Annotated in this window: 16 protein-coding genes; 11 read left to right on the forward strand and 5 right to left on the reverse strand. The window is 64.1% G+C overall.

Annotated elements, in window-relative coordinates; all coding sequences use genetic code 11:
- Positions 1-2 precede the first annotated feature (2 nt).
- On the forward strand, positions 3-1058 hold the full coding sequence (locus NKJ75_RS27105) for an ABC transporter ATP-binding protein (protein WP_023685718.1): 1056 nt from the start codon (positions 3-5) through the stop codon (positions 1056-1058).
- On the forward strand, positions 1055-1219 hold the full coding sequence (locus NKJ75_RS27110) for a hypothetical protein (protein ID WP_023701459.1): 165 nt from the start codon (positions 1055-1057) through the stop codon (positions 1217-1219). The genes NKJ75_RS27105 and NKJ75_RS27110 overlap by 4 nt, the downstream gene beginning before the upstream one ends.
- Positions 1220-1241: 22 nt before the next feature.
- On the opposite strand, the gene ggt is transcribed toward NKJ75_RS27110, so the two are convergent.
- The 5 genes from ggt to NKJ75_RS27135 are packed head-to-tail and all read right to left on the reverse strand — an operon-like array spanning position 1242 to position 7795.
- Positions 1242-2828, reverse strand: a complete 1587-nt coding sequence (gene ggt / locus NKJ75_RS27115; protein WP_023704262.1) for a gamma-glutamyltransferase — start codon at positions 2826-2828, stop codon at positions 1242-1244.
- A 41-nt stretch (positions 2829-2869) separates the two neighbouring features.
- Complete coding sequence (locus NKJ75_RS27120) at positions 2870-4171, reverse strand: NAD(P)/FAD-dependent oxidoreductase (protein WP_031201307.1); 1302 nt, start codon at positions 4169-4171, stop codon at positions 2870-2872.
- Positions 4172-4173: 2 nt separating this feature from the next.
- On the reverse strand, positions 4174-5556 hold the full coding sequence (locus NKJ75_RS27125) for a glutamine synthetase family protein (RefSeq protein WP_023698836.1): 1383 nt from the start codon (positions 5554-5556) through the stop codon (positions 4174-4176).
- A gap of 6 nt (positions 5557-5562) precedes the next feature.
- Positions 5563-6846, reverse strand: a complete 1284-nt coding sequence (locus NKJ75_RS27130; RefSeq protein ID WP_023698837.1) for a glycosyltransferase — start codon at positions 6844-6846, stop codon at positions 5563-5565.
- Positions 6847-6856: 10 nt separating this feature from the next.
- On the reverse strand, positions 6857-7795 hold the full coding sequence (locus tag NKJ75_RS27135) for a GntR family transcriptional regulator (protein ID WP_023698838.1): 939 nt from the start codon (positions 7793-7795) through the stop codon (positions 6857-6859).
- 235 nt (positions 7796-8030) lie between these two features.
- Between NKJ75_RS27135 and NKJ75_RS27140 the strand changes: the two genes are divergently transcribed.
- From NKJ75_RS27140 to NKJ75_RS27180, 9 genes are all read left to right on the forward strand, one after another.
- Positions 8031-9095: a polyamine ABC transporter substrate-binding protein gene (locus tag NKJ75_RS27140; RefSeq protein ID WP_023698839.1), complete on the forward strand. Its 1065-nt coding sequence runs from the start codon at positions 8031-8033 to the stop codon at positions 9093-9095.
- 94 nt (positions 9096-9189) lie between these two features.
- The gene (locus NKJ75_RS27145) at positions 9190-10032 is read left to right on the forward strand and encodes an ABC transporter permease (protein ID WP_023701453.1); all 843 of its coding nucleotides are present in this window, start codon (positions 9190-9192) and stop codon (positions 10030-10032) included.
- A 186-nt stretch (positions 10033-10218) separates the two neighbouring features.
- Positions 10219-11010: an ABC transporter permease gene (locus NKJ75_RS27150; RefSeq protein WP_023672946.1), complete on the forward strand. Its 792-nt coding sequence runs from the start codon at positions 10219-10221 to the stop codon at positions 11008-11010.
- Entirely contained in the window at positions 11007-12080 is a 1074-nt protein-coding gene (locus NKJ75_RS27155) for an ABC transporter ATP-binding protein (protein ID WP_023835057.1), read from the forward strand. Before NKJ75_RS27150 ends, NKJ75_RS27155 begins: the two co-directional genes overlap by 4 nt.
- Before the next feature lie 9 nt (positions 12081-12089).
- Positions 12090-13364 carry a glycosyltransferase gene (locus NKJ75_RS27160; RefSeq protein WP_023835058.1) on the forward strand — a complete coding sequence of 425 codons (1275 nt, stop codon included), beginning with the start codon at positions 12090-12092 and terminating at the stop codon, positions 13362-13364.
- Positions 13361-13711, forward strand: coding sequence for a cupin domain-containing protein (locus tag NKJ75_RS27165; RefSeq protein ID WP_023672949.1), 351 nt, complete (start codon positions 13361-13363; stop codon positions 13709-13711). Before NKJ75_RS27160 ends, NKJ75_RS27165 begins: the two co-directional genes overlap by 4 nt.
- A gap of 21 nt (positions 13712-13732) precedes the next feature.
- The gene (locus tag NKJ75_RS27170; RefSeq protein ID WP_023672950.1) at positions 13733-14074 is read left to right on the forward strand and encodes a cupin domain-containing protein; all 342 of its coding nucleotides are present in this window, start codon (positions 13733-13735) and stop codon (positions 14072-14074) included.
- A 23-nt stretch (positions 14075-14097) separates the two neighbouring features.
- Complete coding sequence (locus NKJ75_RS27175) at positions 14098-14442, forward strand: cupin domain-containing protein (RefSeq protein WP_023672951.1); 345 nt, start codon at positions 14098-14100, stop codon at positions 14440-14442.
- A 20-nt stretch (positions 14443-14462) separates the two neighbouring features.
- A complete protein-coding gene (locus NKJ75_RS27180; protein ID WP_352500399.1) occupies positions 14463-15971 on the forward strand; it encodes an aldehyde dehydrogenase family protein in 1509 nt (502 codons plus the stop codon).
- Positions 15972-16004 lie beyond the last annotated feature (33 nt).

A 16004-nucleotide genomic window follows, 5' to 3' on the forward strand; every position in this document is an offset into this window, starting at 1 on the left:
GCATGGCAATTGTTTTCGACGGCGTCACCAAGGCTTTCCCTGACGGGACGGTGGCGCTGCAGGCGCTCGACCTTGCTTTCGAGCCCGGCGAATTCCTGGTTCTGCTCGGCCCGTCCGGTTCCGGCAAGACGACAGCCTGCCGGCTGCTCGCCGGGCTGGAGCGGCCGACCGCCGGGCGCATCATGGTCGAGGGCCTCGATGTCACCGACCTGCCGCCGCGCCTGCGCGGCATGGGCATGGTGTTCCAGAACTATGCGCTCTACAGCCATAAGAGCGTCTACGAGAACATCGCCTATCCCTTGCGCATCCGAAAAATGCCGGCCGCCGAGCTTGACCGCTGCGTCCGCGCCATGGCCGAGCTGCTCGAAATCACCCGTTACCTCGACCGCCGCCCTTCGCAATTGTCGGGCGGCCAGGCGCAGCGCGTGGCTGTGGCCCGCGCACTCGTCTGGCAGCCGAGCCTCTGTCTGATGGACGAGCCGCTGTCCAATCTCGACGCCTTGTTGCGGCTCCACATGCGCACCGAGCTGAAGCGTCTGCATCGCGAGCTGAAAAAGACCTTCGTCTTCGTCACCCACGACCAGGAAGAGGCGATGACGCTGGCGACCAGGGTCGCGGTGTTGCGCGAAGGCGCACTGATCCAGTACGACGACCCGCGCGAGATCTATCGGCGGCCTGCCAATCGCTTCATCGCCGAATTCATCGGCCGTCCAGCGATGAACACGTTCGATGGCGATGTCCGCGCCGGCGTCTTCCACGCCAGCGGTTTCACTTGCCCGCTTCCGGGAAAGCCTGATGGTCCCATCGTGCTCGGCATTCGCCCGGAGCAGATCCAGCTTGTCGACGCGACTGCCGGCGACGCCATCCTGTTTGCCGTCGACGTCGTCGAACCGGTCGAGCCGGACGTGCTGATCTTCGCCAATAGCGAGGCCAACGCGCTGATCGTCAGGACTGTGAATGACGATCGCGCTTTCGATCCCGGCCAGCCGCTTTATCTACGCTTTCCGCCGGCAGCGCTGCACACATTCGATGCTGTGTCGGGAGCGCGGCTGCCGTGAGCACGCTGCTCGCTTTGGTGCCGCTGGCCGCCGCAGCCTTGGTCTGGTGGCTGTTCTACAGCTTCAACCGGTCGCGGCGCTGGTTCTCGACAGGCGAACTCATCTTCTGGGACGCCATTGCACTGGTAACCCTGCAGCTTGTCTGGCTGATCTGGTTCTGAATGCGCATTCCAGCAACGCAGATCAGTAGCCCAGCGCACAACCGTCCTTGCGAGGATCGGAGGCACCGGTGAGCGTGCCCTTTTCCCAATCGATCAGCACCAGCTGGCCGCCGCCATGCGGCTCCTCGGCGATCGAAACCTGATGACCGCGCTGACGCAGGCCGGCGATCGCCTCAGCCGGAATCCCGCGCTCGGCCAGCACGGCATTGTCCTTGTAGAACACCCGTGGCGCATCCAGTGCCTGCTGCGGGTCCATCCCGAAATCGATCATGTTGGTCAACAGATGGACATGGCCGAACGGCTGGTAGCCGCCGCCCATCACCCCGAACGGCATCACCACCTTACCCCCTCGCGTCGCCATGCCAGGCATGATGGTGTGCATCGGTCGCTTTCGCGGCGCGATACGATTTGGATGGCCTTCCGTGAGGCGAAAACTGCTGCCGCGATTCTGCAGCACGACGCCTGTCTTGGGACCGACGACGCCGCTGCCGAAGGAACCGAAGGTCGAGTTGATGAAGCTGACTGCATTGCGGTCGCGGTCGACCACGGAGATATAGACGGTGTCGCTGCGCGGCAGCTCAAGCCGCGGCAGATGCGTCATGGCGAGGGCCGGATCGATGGCGGCGCGCAGCCGCTCCGCATAAGCTGCCGACAGCAGTTGTTCGACGGGGACCTGGACGAAATCCTGGTCGCCGATGAAAGTATCGCGGTCCTGGTAGGCAAGCCGGCCGGCTTCGATCTCGAGATGCAGCCGCTGGGCACTGTTCGGCTCCAACGAACCAAGGCTGAAGCCCGAAAGCACATTCAGCATGATCAGCGCCGTCATGCCCTGATTGTTCGGTGGCATCTGATGGATATCGTAGCCGCGATAGGACGTATTCACCGACGTGACGTAGTCGCCTTGGGTCTCGGCGAAATCCTCCAATGCATGCAGCCCGCCCAGCGCGCGAAGACGTTCCACCAGATCGTCCGCGACTTCACCTTCATAAAACCCTGCACGGCCTCGGTTGGAGATGATGCGCAAGGTGTCCGCCAAGTGCGGCTGCCGATGCACATCGCCGGCTTGCGGCGCCCTTCCCTCGGGCAGGAATATGCGCGCGGCATGTTCATCGGCTGAGAGCAGGGCGACCTCGTCGGCCCAGTCGAAGGCGACGCGATCATGAACGACATAGCCTTGTTCGGCATAGCGAATGGCTGGCGCCAGCGCGGCGTCGATGCCCTTTTTTCCGTGGTCCTCGAGTAGCCGGCACCATGCATCGATGGCGCCTGGTATGGTGACGGCATGCGGTCCGGCCGCAGGCAGTTCGCAATGCCCCCGCTCCAGATACCATTCGGCGGTTGCCGCAGCGGGCGAACGCCCCGAGCCGTTGAAAGCGAGAACATCGCCCTCGCCTTTGGGACTGTAGAGCACAAAACAGTCGCCGGCGATGCCGGTCGATTGCGGCTCGACGACGCCTTGCACCGCCGCAGCGCACACAGCGGCATCCATGGCATTGCCGCCGGAGCGCAGCATGTCGATGGCGGCCAGCGTCGCCAGCGGATGCGATGTCGCCGCCATCGCTTCTGTCGCGCGAACTGGCGAGCGTCCGGGGGACTGAAAATCACGCATGCAATCGCCTCCAATGATTTCGCGCCCGCCGGCCGCAGCCTTCAATGCTTGATGCGGTCGCGCATGGCGTACCACAACATCCCCAGCACATAGAGCGGGCCCCGCAGCGCCGTACCGCCCGGGAACGGCATCGGCGTCAGCGTCGAGAACAGGTCCAGCCGCGAGGCGTCGCCCGTAATCGCTTCGGCCAAGAGCTTGCCCGACAGCGTTGACAGGATGACGCCCTTGCCGGAATAGCCATGCGCGAAATAGACCTCGCCATAGTGCCCGACATGCGGCAGCCGCGACGTGGTCACCGACACCAGACCGCCCCAGGCATGATCGATGCGGCAGCCCTTCAGTTGCGGGAAGGTGGCCTCCATGTGCGGCCGCACGAAGCCGGCGATGTCGGCCGGCGGCGATGGCGTGTAGCGCTCGCCGCCGCCGAACAGCAGCCGACCGTCCGCCGACATGCGGTAGTAGTTGACGACGAAGCGCGTGTCGGACACCGCGACATTGGCCGGGATGACATTGTGTTTGCCCTCCAGCGGTTCGGTGGCGACGATGTAGTTGCCGACCGGCATGATGCGGCTGTTGACGCGCGGCTCCAGCCCATGCAGCAACGCGTCGCCGGCCAGCACGACATGTTTGGCCCTTACCGACCCCTGCGCCGTCGAGACCCGGATCGAAGGCTCGCGCTCCAGCTTTACCGCGACGGAATTTTCATGGATGACGACACCGGCCGCCACGGCGGCACGGGCAAGGCCGAGCGTGTAGTTCAGCGGATGCATATGGCCGCCAAGCGGCTCATACATCGCGCCATGATAGGGCGTGTCCACCTTGCCGCGTGCCTGCGCCGCCGACAGGATCTCGACGTCGCGGAACTTCATCACGCTCTCGAGGCATTTGGCCTCGTCTTCGAGATCCCTGAGGTCGGAGCCATTAACGGCACCGACGAGATGGCCGGTCAGCCGCAGATCGCAATCGATGGCGTGGCGCTCGATGATGTCGAGCACCAGGCCCCGCGCCTCGAAGGCGAGGTCGAACAGCGCCTTCGCCCGCTCGGGGCCGTAAAGCTTGACCAACCCCTTGGCGCCTTTGCGCAGGCCAGGGATCATCTGGCCGCCATTGCGGCCCGACGCGCCCCAGCCGATCTTGCCGCCTTCGAGCAGCACCACCTTCAGGCCGCGCTCGGCGGCATGAAGGGCGGCCGACAGGCCGGTGCAGCCGCCGCCGACCACCACCAGATCGGCGCCGACATCTCCCACCAGCGCCGGATGGTCCGGCGCCGGATTGGCGGTGGCGACATAATAGGAATTGCCGATATCGAGGCTCGAATTGAAACCCGTCGAGCCGGAGGCCATGATCACACCTTCAGCAGCAAATGGTCGCGTTCCCAGCTCGTCACCACGCTCTGGAACAGGTCGAGTTCGACGCTCTTGACGCGCAGATAGGTCTGGAAAAAATCCTCGCCGAGCAATGCCCGCACCGGCTCGCAAGCAATGAAACGATCAAGCGCCTCCTCCATCGTTTTCGGCAGCGTGCTTTTGATCTTGTAGGCATTGCCCGAGGCCTCAGCCGAGCGCGCCAGCTTCTGCTCGACGCCGAGATAGCCGGCAAGCAGCGAACCGGCGATCGCCAGATAGGGATTGCAATCCGCTCCCGGCAAGCGGTTCTCTACCCGCCGGGCGGCGCGGCCACCTGCCGGCACGCGCAGGCCGCAAGAGCGGTTGTCATGCGACCATTCGATGTTGGCCGGTGCGCTGTGGTTCGGCCGGATGCGGCGGAACGAGTTCACGTTGGGTGCGAACAGCGGCATGATCTCGGGCACATATCTCTGCAGGCCGCCGATGAAATGGCCGAACATTTCGGTGTCTGCATCATCTCTGTCGGCAAACAGCGCGGCGCCTGTCGTTTCATCGACGACAGACATGTGCAGATGCATCGAGCTTCCCGCCTGCGCCGCGATCGGCTTGGCCATGAAGGTCGCGTGCATGCCGCTCTGTTGCGCCGCTTGGCGGGTCAGCCGCTTGAACAGCAGCACCTGGTCGGCGAGCGGCACCGCGTCGCCGTGCAAGAGATTGATCTCCAGCTGCGCGGTGCCGGACTCATGGATCAGCGTGTCGAGCGGCAGGCCGGCGGCTGCGGCATAATCATAGACGCGCCTTATCACCGGCTCGAATTCTTCCAGCGCCACCATGTCATAGGGATGCTGCGAGCCCTCGGCGCGGCCATTGGCGCCAACCGGTGCCGTCAGCGGCTGGTCGGGATTCGGATTGGGCGCGGTCAGATAGAATTCGATTTCCGGCGCCACCACCGCGCGCCAACCGCGCTTCCGGTAGAGATCGAGCACGGCGCGCAGCACATGTCGTGGCGAGGCCATCCAGGGCTTGCCTTGCATGTGGAAGGCGTCGGCGAAGACATAGGCTTTGCCGACGCCACCGCCCGGCGCCAGGCACAGCGTCGACATATCAGGCACCATGCGCATATCCGGGTCTTGATAGGCAAAGCCTTCGTCGATGGAACCGGAGTAGCGGCCATCGATGCTGACCAGGAAAGCGCTGCTCGGCAGGTAGAGTGCGCGGTCTTCCAGCGCCTTGAGGAATTTCACCGTCGGCAGCGCCTTGCCGCGCAGCACGCCATTCATGTCGGGCACCAGGCACTCGACCTCCGTGATGCCGTGCTGGGCGAGCCAGGCCTTGGGATCGTTGCCGGTGAAGAGAGCGGTGTTGGTATTTTTGTCCTGCATTTTGGTTCACGTACCTATGAGAGAGAGTATGGCTTGCGCGGCCACATCCGTTCCAGGGGTCAGCGCCATCTTGGCAGCATTGTCCCTGAGGCGGGCGCGCATCGCATCGTCGGCCAGCAGGCCGAGAATGGCTCTCTCCAATCCCCCTTCCGTCCAGGCGTCGCGGCCGATATGGTCGCCGACACCTGTCTCTCCCGCGCGTTGCGCATTGTCGTGACCGTCCCAGCAATAGGGCATGATCAGCGACGGCACGCCGAAGCGCAGCGCCTCGCAAAAGCTGTTGTTGCCGCCATGGTGGATGAACAGGTCCGACTTCGCCACCACCGAAGGCTGCGGAAACCAGGCGTCGAGATAGACATTGTCCGGCACCGCGCGATAGGCGTCGCGCAGGCCGCCGGCATTGACGATGAAGCGCGCCGGCAGCCTGTCGAAGACGGCGAGCATGCGCTCGATCAGCCCGACATCCATCGCGCCGAGGCTGCCGAAGCTGACATAGACCAGCGGGCCGCCATTGCGCGGAAACACCGGCACCTCGAATGGCCCTTCCGAACGCACGCAGCCTTCGAGATAGACAAAGCGTTTGGGGTCGAGCGGCTCGGCCCGCTCACGCCGTACGATCGCTGGCGTCAGCAGCAGATTGAGGTCGGGTGATGTCTCGAGGAACAGGCCCTTGGGCAATGGCGCCAGGCCGGCATCCGCACGAAAACGGTTGAAGCGCTCATGCGCGGGTGCGGAGGCCGCGAGATAGCGCGCTTCGAACGCCGCACGTTGCGGGTCGTCGGCACCCATCCCCGAGAGATAGGGCGGCACCTCGGCATCCGGCAGTTCCGTCTCGGCACAGGAGACGACGCGCACCCACGGGCAGCCGGCGGCGGCGATCGCCGGGAACATGATGACGTTGTCGAGCACCACCGCGTCCGGCTTCAGCCGCGCCAGCAATTGGCGCAGCGGCGCCTCGGCGTTGACGGCGGTGTCGACGATCGCTTGCCAGGTCGGCGCGACATAGGTCTCGAGCTGGTCGATCGGGCTCAGCCGGAAATGCGGCAGGTGCCGGCGCACGAAGGCCTGCCAATAGCTCTGGCGGTCGCTGTCGCTCAGCGGCTCATCCGTCGGCAGATGGTATTCCTGGAAGCCATAGTCGGTAAAGACGCCGGAGAAGCCGGCATGGCAGATGAAGACGGGGCGAGCGCCCCGTGCGCGCAATGCCTGTGCGATACCGACGCAATTCAACGCGGCGCCGAAACTGGCTTCGGGAAACAGCGCGATGGTCGGGCTGGCTTTACGCGTCAATTATTCCTCTTCAATCCGGCCGGCTGATCATGCTGAACAGTGCGGGAGCTCCGCGGCTGGCTGCTTGCGGTCGCTGGCTGCGGGAGAGCCGCAGGTGGATGCGAAGCAGATCGGCAGCCACCTCATACTGCCGGCTTTCAAGATAGTCGAGTATGCCCGAGTGTTCGCGCAACGATTGCCGCAGCCGAAACACGTTGACGCCGGAATAGATGCCCGGCAGCCGGCGCAGGCGGAGATGATCGGCCAATGCATCCGACACAAAACGGTTGGCGCAGCCCTCGGCGATCATGCCATGAAAATCCATGTCCAGCCGCTGGAACTCGCGCGTGTCGAATGTCTCGTCCGGCAGCGCTGCAAGCGCTTCCATGCCTTGCCGCAACATTGCTGCCCGCGCCCCGTCCAGCCGAAAGCCTGGCGTCAGGATGGCCGCCGGCTCCAGCACCAGGCGGAACTCGTAGCTTTCGCCTTGCGCCTCCGGATCGTCCGGCGCGCGGCGAAACAACCAGGATTGCCCAGGCGCACGATCCAGAAGATTCTCGTCGGTCAGTTTGTTAAGTGCTTTTAGTACCGTCTTGCGATCAGCGTCGTAGCGTCGCATCAGCCCCGCGATGGTCACCGTCTGGTCCAACCGTCGCGCCGAGCGGTCGCGCAGGATGGCTTCGGCGAGCTCGTCTTCCTCCGCACTGGGTAGTTCGGCGGCAATGGCGGGCTGGGCGGCGAGGTCGACCGTCAGATGATAACCGCTGTCGGCCTCCCAGCGCACCACGCCCCGTTCCGCGAGCAGGCCGAGTGCGGCGCGTACGGGCGTGCGCGAGACATTGCACAGCGAGGCGATCTGCTGTTCGGGCAGGCGGGCGCCAGGCTCGAAGCCACGCTGCCGCGCCACATCCAGGATGCGCTGCGCCAGATCGAGATGGTTGGTGCGAGGTCGTCTGGCTACGGCTTGCATGACTTTTCTCGAATGCGAATGTGGCGCATTGGTCTGGCTGATCGCCGGAACAGGGACAATCGGCCAAATTCCTCCGTCGGTTGACAGATTATGGATTGACGTACTTTTTTCTGCAATAGTACTGTCGGCACAATCGGCGAGAAAAGACCGAGGGAACAGGATCGAGGCAGGCGCGCGCGTCGCCGGCCTTGGTCCGGCAAATGATTTCGACGATCAAACCGAATGGGAGACTGCCATGACCGCTACCAGCCTGCGGCGCCGTGCGCTCAATACATCCTCAATCGCTCTCGGTCTCGCCCTGACGCTCTCGGGGCCGGCCGCCGCAGCCGACCTCGTTATTTCGAACTGGGATGGGTACATGGCACCCGACGCCATGGCCGCTTTCAAGACCGCCACCGGCGTTGCCGGCGAAGTGGTGGTGCACGCCACCAATGAAGAGATCATGGGCAAGCTGATTGCCGCCGGCGGCAAGGGCTATGACGTGGTCTTCGTCTCCTCGCCCTTCGCCGAAGTATTAAACAAGCTTGGCCTGACCGAGCCGATCGACCATGCCAAGATCCCCAACCTCGCCAACCTCTATCCCGAAGCGACCAAGCTGCCGCACGATGCCGGCAACGCTTTCTCCGTGCCTTACACCTGGGGCACGACGGGCCTCTGCTACCGCTCTGACCTTGTCAAGACGGCGCCCACGAGCTGGAGCGACCTGCTCGCCCCTTCCGACGAGATGAAGGGCAAGACCACCATGCTGGCGACCGATCGCTGGCTGCTGGCCGCCGGGCAGCTCGACAAGGGCTATTCGGTCAACGAGACCGACCCGGCCAAGATGGCCGAGGTCAAGGACCTCCTGATCTCCGCCAAGAAGACCCTGCTCGCCTATGACGACACCACCTTCTATTCCAAGCTGGTTTCCGGCGAGGCGCTGATGGTGCAGGCCTGGGACGGCTGGTGCAATTACGGCATCGCCGACAAGCCGGAGATCAAATACGTCATCCCTAAAGAAGGTTCGGACCTGTGGGTCGACACGATGGTGGTGATGAAGGCGTCCGAGCACAAGGACGACGCCTTCAAGTTCATCAACTTCATGCTCGACGCCAAGAACCACGCCTGGGCGGCGCAGAACATCGACTACAAGGTGCCGAACAAGCCGGCGATGGAAAGCCTGCCGGCCGACTTCCTGGCCAAATTCCCCAACATGGCGATGCCGGTGGCCGATCTCGTCAAGTTCGAGCAGTTGCGTGACGTCGGCGAAGCCCAGCGCGACTATTCCAAGATCGTCAGCGAGATCAAGGCCGCGCAGTAAGCGGCGCAGACTTCACGGCCGGCAGCACTTCTGCCGCCGGCCCTGAGCGGTACCCGAGAAATTGTCCCAGACCCGACTTCGTTCCTCTCTGCTGATGGCCCCGGCGCTGGTCTGGCTGACCGCGCTGATGGTTATCCCATGCGCCCTGGTGCTGGCGCTCGCCTTCTTCCGGCGCGGCGTCTATGGCGGCATCGACTACACTTTGACGCTGGAAAATTTCGGGTTGGTCTTCGACCCGCTCTATGCCGGCATCTTCCTCAACTCAGCACGTATCGCCGGTACCGCGACGCTCATCGCAGTCGTGATCGGCTATGCCGCGGCCTATGCAATTGCCGCCGCACCACGCCGGTGGCAGCCGGTGTTCCTGTTCTTCGCCGTGCTGCCGTTCTGGTCCAATTACCTGATCCGCACCTATGCCTGGATCGTGCTGCTGAACCGCGAAGGGCTGATCACCCAGCTCTTGCGCTGGTTCGGCTACACCGGCGAGTCGCCCTCGATGCTCTATACCGAAGGCGCGGTCATCGCAGGCCTCGTCTACAACTATCTGCCCTTCGTCATCCTCGCCTGCTACGCGCCGCTGTCGCGCCTCAACCCGGAACTGGCCGAGGCATCGCGCGATCTCGGCGCCTCCGCTGCCACCACCTTCCGACGTGTCATCCTGCCGCTGACCGTGCCCGGCATCGCTGCGGGTGCTGTCTTCGTCTTCGTGCTGTCGATCGGCAATTTCGTCACCCCGGCGCTGCTCGGTGGCGGCCGCTTCCAGATGATCGGCAACCTCGTCTACGACCAGTTCCTGACTGCTAATGACTGGCCGTTCGGCGCAGCGCTCGCCATGGCGCTGATCGCCATCATGCTTCTGGTGCTGATGGCGCAGGCGCTCGCCGCCGACCGCGCCGCGGGGCGTGCGGCTGAGGCAAGGGGTGACGCCTATGGCTGAGCGCCGCGCAATTCTTGCCTTCTCCCCGTTCACCGGGAGAAGGTGCCCCGAAGGGGCGGATGAGGGGCGGCGTCAACCTTTGCGACGCTCAACGCTGCCCCCCGTCTGCCTGCCGGTAGCTTCTACCCGCGAACAGGGAGAAGGACTCTGGTCGTTCGCTTGCCCTCCAATTGTCGGAGGCCGGCGATGACCCATTCCTTCACCCGTACGCTCGGCATGCGTACGATCCTCACCCTCGTCTTCGCCTTCCTCTACATCCCGATCGCCGTGCTGGTGGCGCTGTCCTTCAACGAAGGCGGATTGCCGACGGCATGGTCGGGCTTTTCGCTGAAATGGTATGCCTCGCTGGCCGGCAATTCCGCCATCCTTTCCGCTGCGCTCAACACGCTGATCGTGGCGTTGGTCTCCACGGCCATCGCCACGCTGCTCGGCACGCTGCTGGCCATCGGCATCGAGATGCGCCGGCAATACGGCAGGGGTCTCGAGGCGCTGATCTTCGCACCGATGATCATCCCCGACATCGTCCTGGCGATCGCTCTGCTGTCGTTCTTCTCCATGCTAAACCTGACCATGGGCCTGCATACCATCATCCTCGCCCATGTCGTCTTCAACCTCGCCTTCGTCTGCTCGGTGGTGCGCGCAAGGCTAAAGAGTTTCGACTGGTCGATCGTCGAGGCCTCCGCCGACCTCGGCGCCTCGGCTCTGACCACCTTCCGGCGTGTGACATTGCCGGTCATCGCGCCGGCAGTGATTGCCGGCGCTCTGCTTGCCTTCACGCTCTCGGTCGACGAGTTCATCATCGCCTTCTTCACCGCCGGTGCCGGCCGCGCCTCGACGACGCTGCCGATGCAGATCTACGCCATGATCCGCTTCGGCATCACGCCGGAGATCAACGCGCTGGCGACCATCGTCATGGCGGTATCCATCACCGCGCTGACCCTGTCGCAGCGGCTCAACCGTGGGATCATCGGCCAATGAGCGAACCGCGCACGCTGCTGGCCATTGATAACGTTTCGAAGAAGTTCGGCCGGGTCACCGCCGTCGACGGCATCTCGCTCGACATCCGCGAAAACGAGTTCTTCGCGCTGCTTGGACCCTCCGGCTGCGGCAAGACCACGCTGCTGCGCATGCTGGCCGGCTTCGAGACGCCAACCGACGGCCGCATACTGCTCGATGGCAAGGACATCGCCCGGACCCCGCCCAACAAGCGGCCGGTCAATCTGATGTTCCAGTCCTACGCGCTGTTCCCGCATATGAGCGTGCGCGCCAATGTCTCCTACGGGTTGGAGATGGAGCGCTTGCCGAAAGCTGAAATCCGTTCCCGCGTCGAGGCCATTCTGGCCACCACCGAGCTTGTCCCCTTCGCCGACCGTAAGCCTGAGCAATTGTCGGGTGGCCAAAAGCAGCGCGTCGCGCTCGCCCGCGCGCTGGTCAAACGGCCTCGGTTGCTGCTGCTCGACGAACCGCTGGGCGCGCTGGACAAGAAACTGCGCGGCGCCATGCAGATGGAGCTGAAGCGCCTGCAGCACGAAGTCGGCATCACCTTCGTCATCGTCACCCACGACCAGGAAGAGTCACTCGTCATGGCCGACCGCATGGCGGTGCTCAAGGACGGCCAGCTGCTGCAATGCGACGCGCCGCACGCGATCTACGAGCATCCCACCGACCGTTTCGTCGCCGACTTCATCGGCGTGATGAATTTCGTACCGGGCAAGGTGTCTGCGGATGGCGTGATCGCCGCGAACGGCGCGCGCATCACCGGCAAGGTTCCCGCCAAGCTCACACCCGGCGCTTCCGCTGTCGCTTCGGTGCGACCCGAGCGCATCCGGCTGTTCCCGTCACCCGAGACCGCCAACCACACCGCCGGCACGGTCGAGGCGCTGGCCTATCACGGGCTGGACCTGCAGCTGCATATCCGCACGCCTCTGTCGCCAAAACCGTTCCTGGTGCGCGTCACCGCCGATGCCGCCGACCGCCGGCCGGTCTCGTCGGGCGATCAGGTCGAACTCGGCTGGGACGCCGCCGATGTCAGAATTTTTCAGGAATAGGAGAGCTTGATGGCGCAGAAGACGATCGCGTTTTTTCCCGAAGCGGCCTACGGCCCGGCGCTCAATTCGGTCGGCATCGCGCAAGCCGTCGAGGCGCGCGGCCATAGGGTAGTGTTCCTGTCCGACCCCGGCTTTGTCGATGTCTACAAGGGTTACGGCTTCGAAGCGCATCCGGTGAACTTGTCGGAGCCGATGCCGCCCGAGCAGATGGCGAAATTCTGGGAAGACTTCATCAACGGCCACATCCCGAACTTCCGCAAATCGCCCTACGATCAGGTCGACAATTACGTGAAGGATTGCTGGACCGCGATCGTCGACAGCGCCAAATGGGCGCAGAAGGATTTGCCGCGAGTCCTGGCCGCCATCAAGCCTGATGTCATTTGCGTCGACAATGTCATCCTGTTTCCGGCCATCAAACAGTTCGGCAAGCCTTGGGTGCGCGTCATCTCCTGCTCGGAAAACGAGATCGAGGATGAGGACATCCCGCCGCATCTCTCCGGTTGCGGCGAGAACGACCATGTCGGCCACCAGCGCTATCGCGATCATTTCAATGCGGTGATCAAGCCCATCCACGACGACTTCAACGCCTTCCTCACCGCAAACAATGAAGCGCCATACCCGGTCGGTCAGTTCTTCGAGGCCTCGCCCTATCTCAATCTCCTGCTCTATCCCGAAGCGGCAAAGTTCAAACGCCGCCATCCGCTTGATACGACGAAATTCCAGTATCTCGAAGGCTGCGTGCGGCAGGAAAAGCCATACGCCGTGCCGACCTTCGCCGAGAACAATGACGGGCCGCTGCTCTATGTCTCCTTCGGCAGCCTCGGCGCCGGCGATGTCGATTTGTTGAAGCGCATCATCACAACACTGGGCAAGACCCGTTACCGCGCGCTGGTCAATGTCGGCGGCTACAAGGACCAGTACACGGATGTGCCGGGCAACGTCATCGTCGAGAGCTGGTTTCCGCAGCCTTCGGTCATTCCGCAAGTCGATGCGGTCATCCACCATGGCGGCAACAACTCGTTCACAGAGTGCCTCTATTTCGGCAAGCCGGCCATCATCATGCCCTATGTCTGGGACGGCCACGACAACGCCACCCGCGTCCAGGAAACCGGCCACGGCTTCGGTATGCCGCGCTACGACTGGAGCGACGCCCAGCTGATCAGCAGGATCGAAGCCTGCCTGACTGACACCAAGATGAAGATCAGGCTGGCGAAGACCTCGGCGCAGATGCAGGCCCAGAACGGGCCTGAGAAGGCAGCCGGGCTGCTGGAGGCGCTGCTGTGACCTCCTCCGCCCCACACCTCTACCAAGCCTCCACCCGCACCGACCTCGTCGACTGGGGCGCCCAGTCCGACGCGCTGGACGGCGCGTCGCACTCGACCGGCAGGCTTGTCCACAAAGGACCCAACAACCAGCCGGAATCCGGCATCTGGGTCTGCACGCCCGGCCGCTGGCGGCTCTCGATTCCGCGCGACGAATTGTGCCATTTCGTCGCCGGCCGCGCGACGTACCGGTCGGATGCCGGGGAGGTGGTAGAAGTCGCAGCCGGGACCGTGGTCATGTTCCCTGCCGGCTGGACAGGCGAATGCACCGTGCATGAGACCATGCGCAACGTCTACATGCTGGCTTGAACAGCAACGGAGCTTCCCAATATGCCGACACCGCACTGGCCAAAGGCCTCGACCGTGAAACTGGAGGACTGGGGCGGGGGCAGCAACACGCTTGCCGGCTCGCCGCGCGCCTCGGGCAGGATCCTCTCGCAGAACCCGGACGGCTCAAGCGAATGCGGCCTGTGGTCGTGCACGCCAGGCAGCCGCAAGGTTACCTTTGCCGCCGACGAGTTCTGCCATTTCCTGTCGGGCCGCGGGACCTATGTCCGCGAGAATGGCGAAGAGATCCCGGTCGAGGCCGGCATGCTGGTGTTCTTCCCCGCCGGCTGGGCCGGCACCTCCACCATCACGCAAACACTGACCAAGGCCTTCATGTGCCGCTGAGCACTTTTTTAAAGGAAATCGCCATGACCACGCCCATCATGCAATCCCCGCTTGCCATCACCGACCTCGTCGACTGGGGCGTCATCCCGACCATGATCGAGGGCGTGTCCCACACCTCGGGCAAGCTGCTCTACAAGGGGCCGGAGGGCCGTTCGGAATGCGGCCTGTGGGTCTGCACCCCCGGCAAATGGCACTGCCATGTCACCCGCGACGAGTTCTGCCACTTCCTTGAGGGCCGCTGCACCTATGTGCACGAATCGGGCGAGGTCATCCAGATCGAGCCGGACACGGCGGCGTTCTTTCCTCAGAATTGGAAAGGCGTCTGCACCGTCCATGAGACCATCAAGAAGGTCTACATGATCCGCTGAGCGGACCTGAAAGGACGACCATGCAATTCTCCGCTGAACGGCCGGCTTTCTTCGTCAATCCGGACTACCGGCCGATGACCGGCACGGCAAAACCGGTGATCGATCCGGCGACGCTGGAGACCGTCGGCTCGATCTCCGCCGCAACGGACGGTGAGGTCGATGCGGTGCTGTGTGCCGCAACCACGGCACAAGCCGCCTGGAAGCAGCTCGATGCCAAGAGCCGGGCAAAGCATCTGCATGCGGTCGCCAACGCCATCGAGGCGGCGGACTTCACGCGCTGCGCCGAGCTGATGGTGCGCGAGATGGGCAAGCCCTATCCCGAAGCGATCGGCGAGATCGCCAATTGCGCGCCGATCTTCCGCTACTATGCCGAGATGGCGCGCGACGACGCCGGCAAGATCGCCGGTACGACGCAGGCCGGGTCGTTCCAGTATGCGCGCTACGAGCCGTATGGCGTCTCCGTGCACATCATGCCTTACAACTTCCCGATCCTGCTGATGTCCTGGACCGTTGCGGCCTCGCTTGCCGCCGGCAATGGCTGCATCATCAAGCCGGCCGAAGCCACGACGCTGTCGACACTCGATTACATGACCGTGTTCCGCTCGCTGCCCGAAGGGCTGGTCTCCTGCCTGCCCGGCACGGCCGCCACCGCGCAGGCGCTGATCGCCTCCGAGCGCACCCACGCTGTCGCCTTCACCGGCTCGGTCGCCGCCGGCAAAGCCGTGGCAGTCGCCTGCGCCGAGCGCATGAAGCCTTGCGTCATCGAAGCCGGCGGCAGCGATCCGCTGATCATCAGCGAGCACGCGCCGCTCGACGTGGCGGCAGCCGGCAGCGTCACCGCCGCCTTCCACCTGACCGGCCAGGTCTGCACCTCGGCCGAACGCTTCTTTGTCGTCGACTCGGTTCACGATCGCTTCGTCGAGCTGTTCGCCGAGAAGACGCGGGCGCTGCGCATCGGCAATGGCATGGACAAGACCGAGATCGGCCCGCTGGTCAGCGAAGCCGCCCGGGCGAAAGTGATGCGGCTGGTCGATGATGCTATCAGCAACGGCGCTATAGCCGTTGCCGGCGGGCGCATTCCGCCGGCGCACAACACTGGCTGGTTCTACGAGCCAACGATCCTGACCGGCGTCACCCCCGATATGGCGATCGTGCGCGAAGAGTGTTTCGGACCGGTCGCCGCGATCTGCCGCGTCAAGGATTTCGACGAGGCGATCCGGCTTGCCAATGACAGCCCGTTCGGCCTCGGCGCCTCGGTGTTCACCACCGACCTCGCCGAGGCGCATGAGGCGGCCGAGCGGCTCGAGGCCGGCATGGTCTGGGTCAACAACCCGCTGATCGACAATGACGCCTTGCCCTTCGGCGGCTGGAAGGCATCAGGCCTTGGCCGCGAGCTGGGACGCCAGGGACTCGACGCCTTCCGACGCTCCAAGATGGTCATCATCGACCACAGACCGGCGATCCAGGACTGGTGGTATCCTTACCCCGACAGCTGGTTCCGCGAGACAGGCGGCCGCAAGCACGTGTGAGCCCGGCCAGTCCATAACGTAAGCTGATGCTTA

The organism is Mesorhizobium sp. M0058, assembly GCF_040323095.1.
Lineage (GTDB): Bacteria > Pseudomonadota > Alphaproteobacteria > Rhizobiales > Rhizobiaceae > Mesorhizobium.

Bases quoted from the DNA above. Each gene is read 5' to 3' on its own strand.
- NKJ75_RS27105 (WP_023685718.1), top strand. From the start codon at position 3: ATGGCAATTGTTTTCGACGGCGTCACCAAGGCTTTCCCTGACGGGACG.
- ggt (WP_023704262.1), bottom strand. From the start codon at position 2,828: ATGCGTGATTTTCAGTCCCCCGGACGCTCGCCAGTTCGCGCGACAGAA.
- NKJ75_RS27120 (WP_031201307.1), bottom strand. From the start codon at position 4,171: ATGGCCTCCGGCTCGACGGGTTTCAATTCGAGCCTCGATATCGGCAAT.
- NKJ75_RS27125 (WP_023698836.1), bottom strand. From the start codon at position 5,556: ATGCAGGACAAAAATACCAACACCGCTCTCTTCACCGGCAACGATCCC.
- NKJ75_RS27135 (WP_023698838.1), bottom strand. From the start codon at position 7,795: ATGCAAGCCGTAGCCAGACGACCTCGCACCAACCATCTCGATCTGGCG.
- NKJ75_RS27140 (WP_023698839.1), top strand. From the start codon at position 8,031: ATGACCGCTACCAGCCTGCGGCGCCGTGCGCTCAATACATCCTCAATC.
- NKJ75_RS27145 (WP_023701453.1), top strand. From the start codon at position 9,190: ATGGCCCCGGCGCTGGTCTGGCTGACCGCGCTGATGGTTATCCCATGC.
- NKJ75_RS27150 (WP_023672946.1), top strand. From the start codon at position 10,219: ATGACCCATTCCTTCACCCGTACGCTCGGCATGCGTACGATCCTCACC.
- NKJ75_RS27155 (WP_023835057.1), top strand. From the start codon at position 11,007: ATGAGCGAACCGCGCACGCTGCTGGCCATTGATAACGTTTCGAAGAAG.
- NKJ75_RS27160 (WP_023835058.1), top strand. From the start codon at position 12,090: ATGGCGCAGAAGACGATCGCGTTTTTTCCCGAAGCGGCCTACGGCCCG.
- NKJ75_RS27170 (WP_023672950.1), top strand. From the start codon at position 13,733: ATGCCGACACCGCACTGGCCAAAGGCCTCGACCGTGAAACTGGAGGAC.
- NKJ75_RS27175 (WP_023672951.1), top strand. From the start codon at position 14,098: ATGACCACGCCCATCATGCAATCCCCGCTTGCCATCACCGACCTCGTC.
- NKJ75_RS27180 (WP_352500399.1), top strand. From the start codon at position 14,463: ATGCAATTCTCCGCTGAACGGCCGGCTTTCTTCGTCAATCCGGACTAC.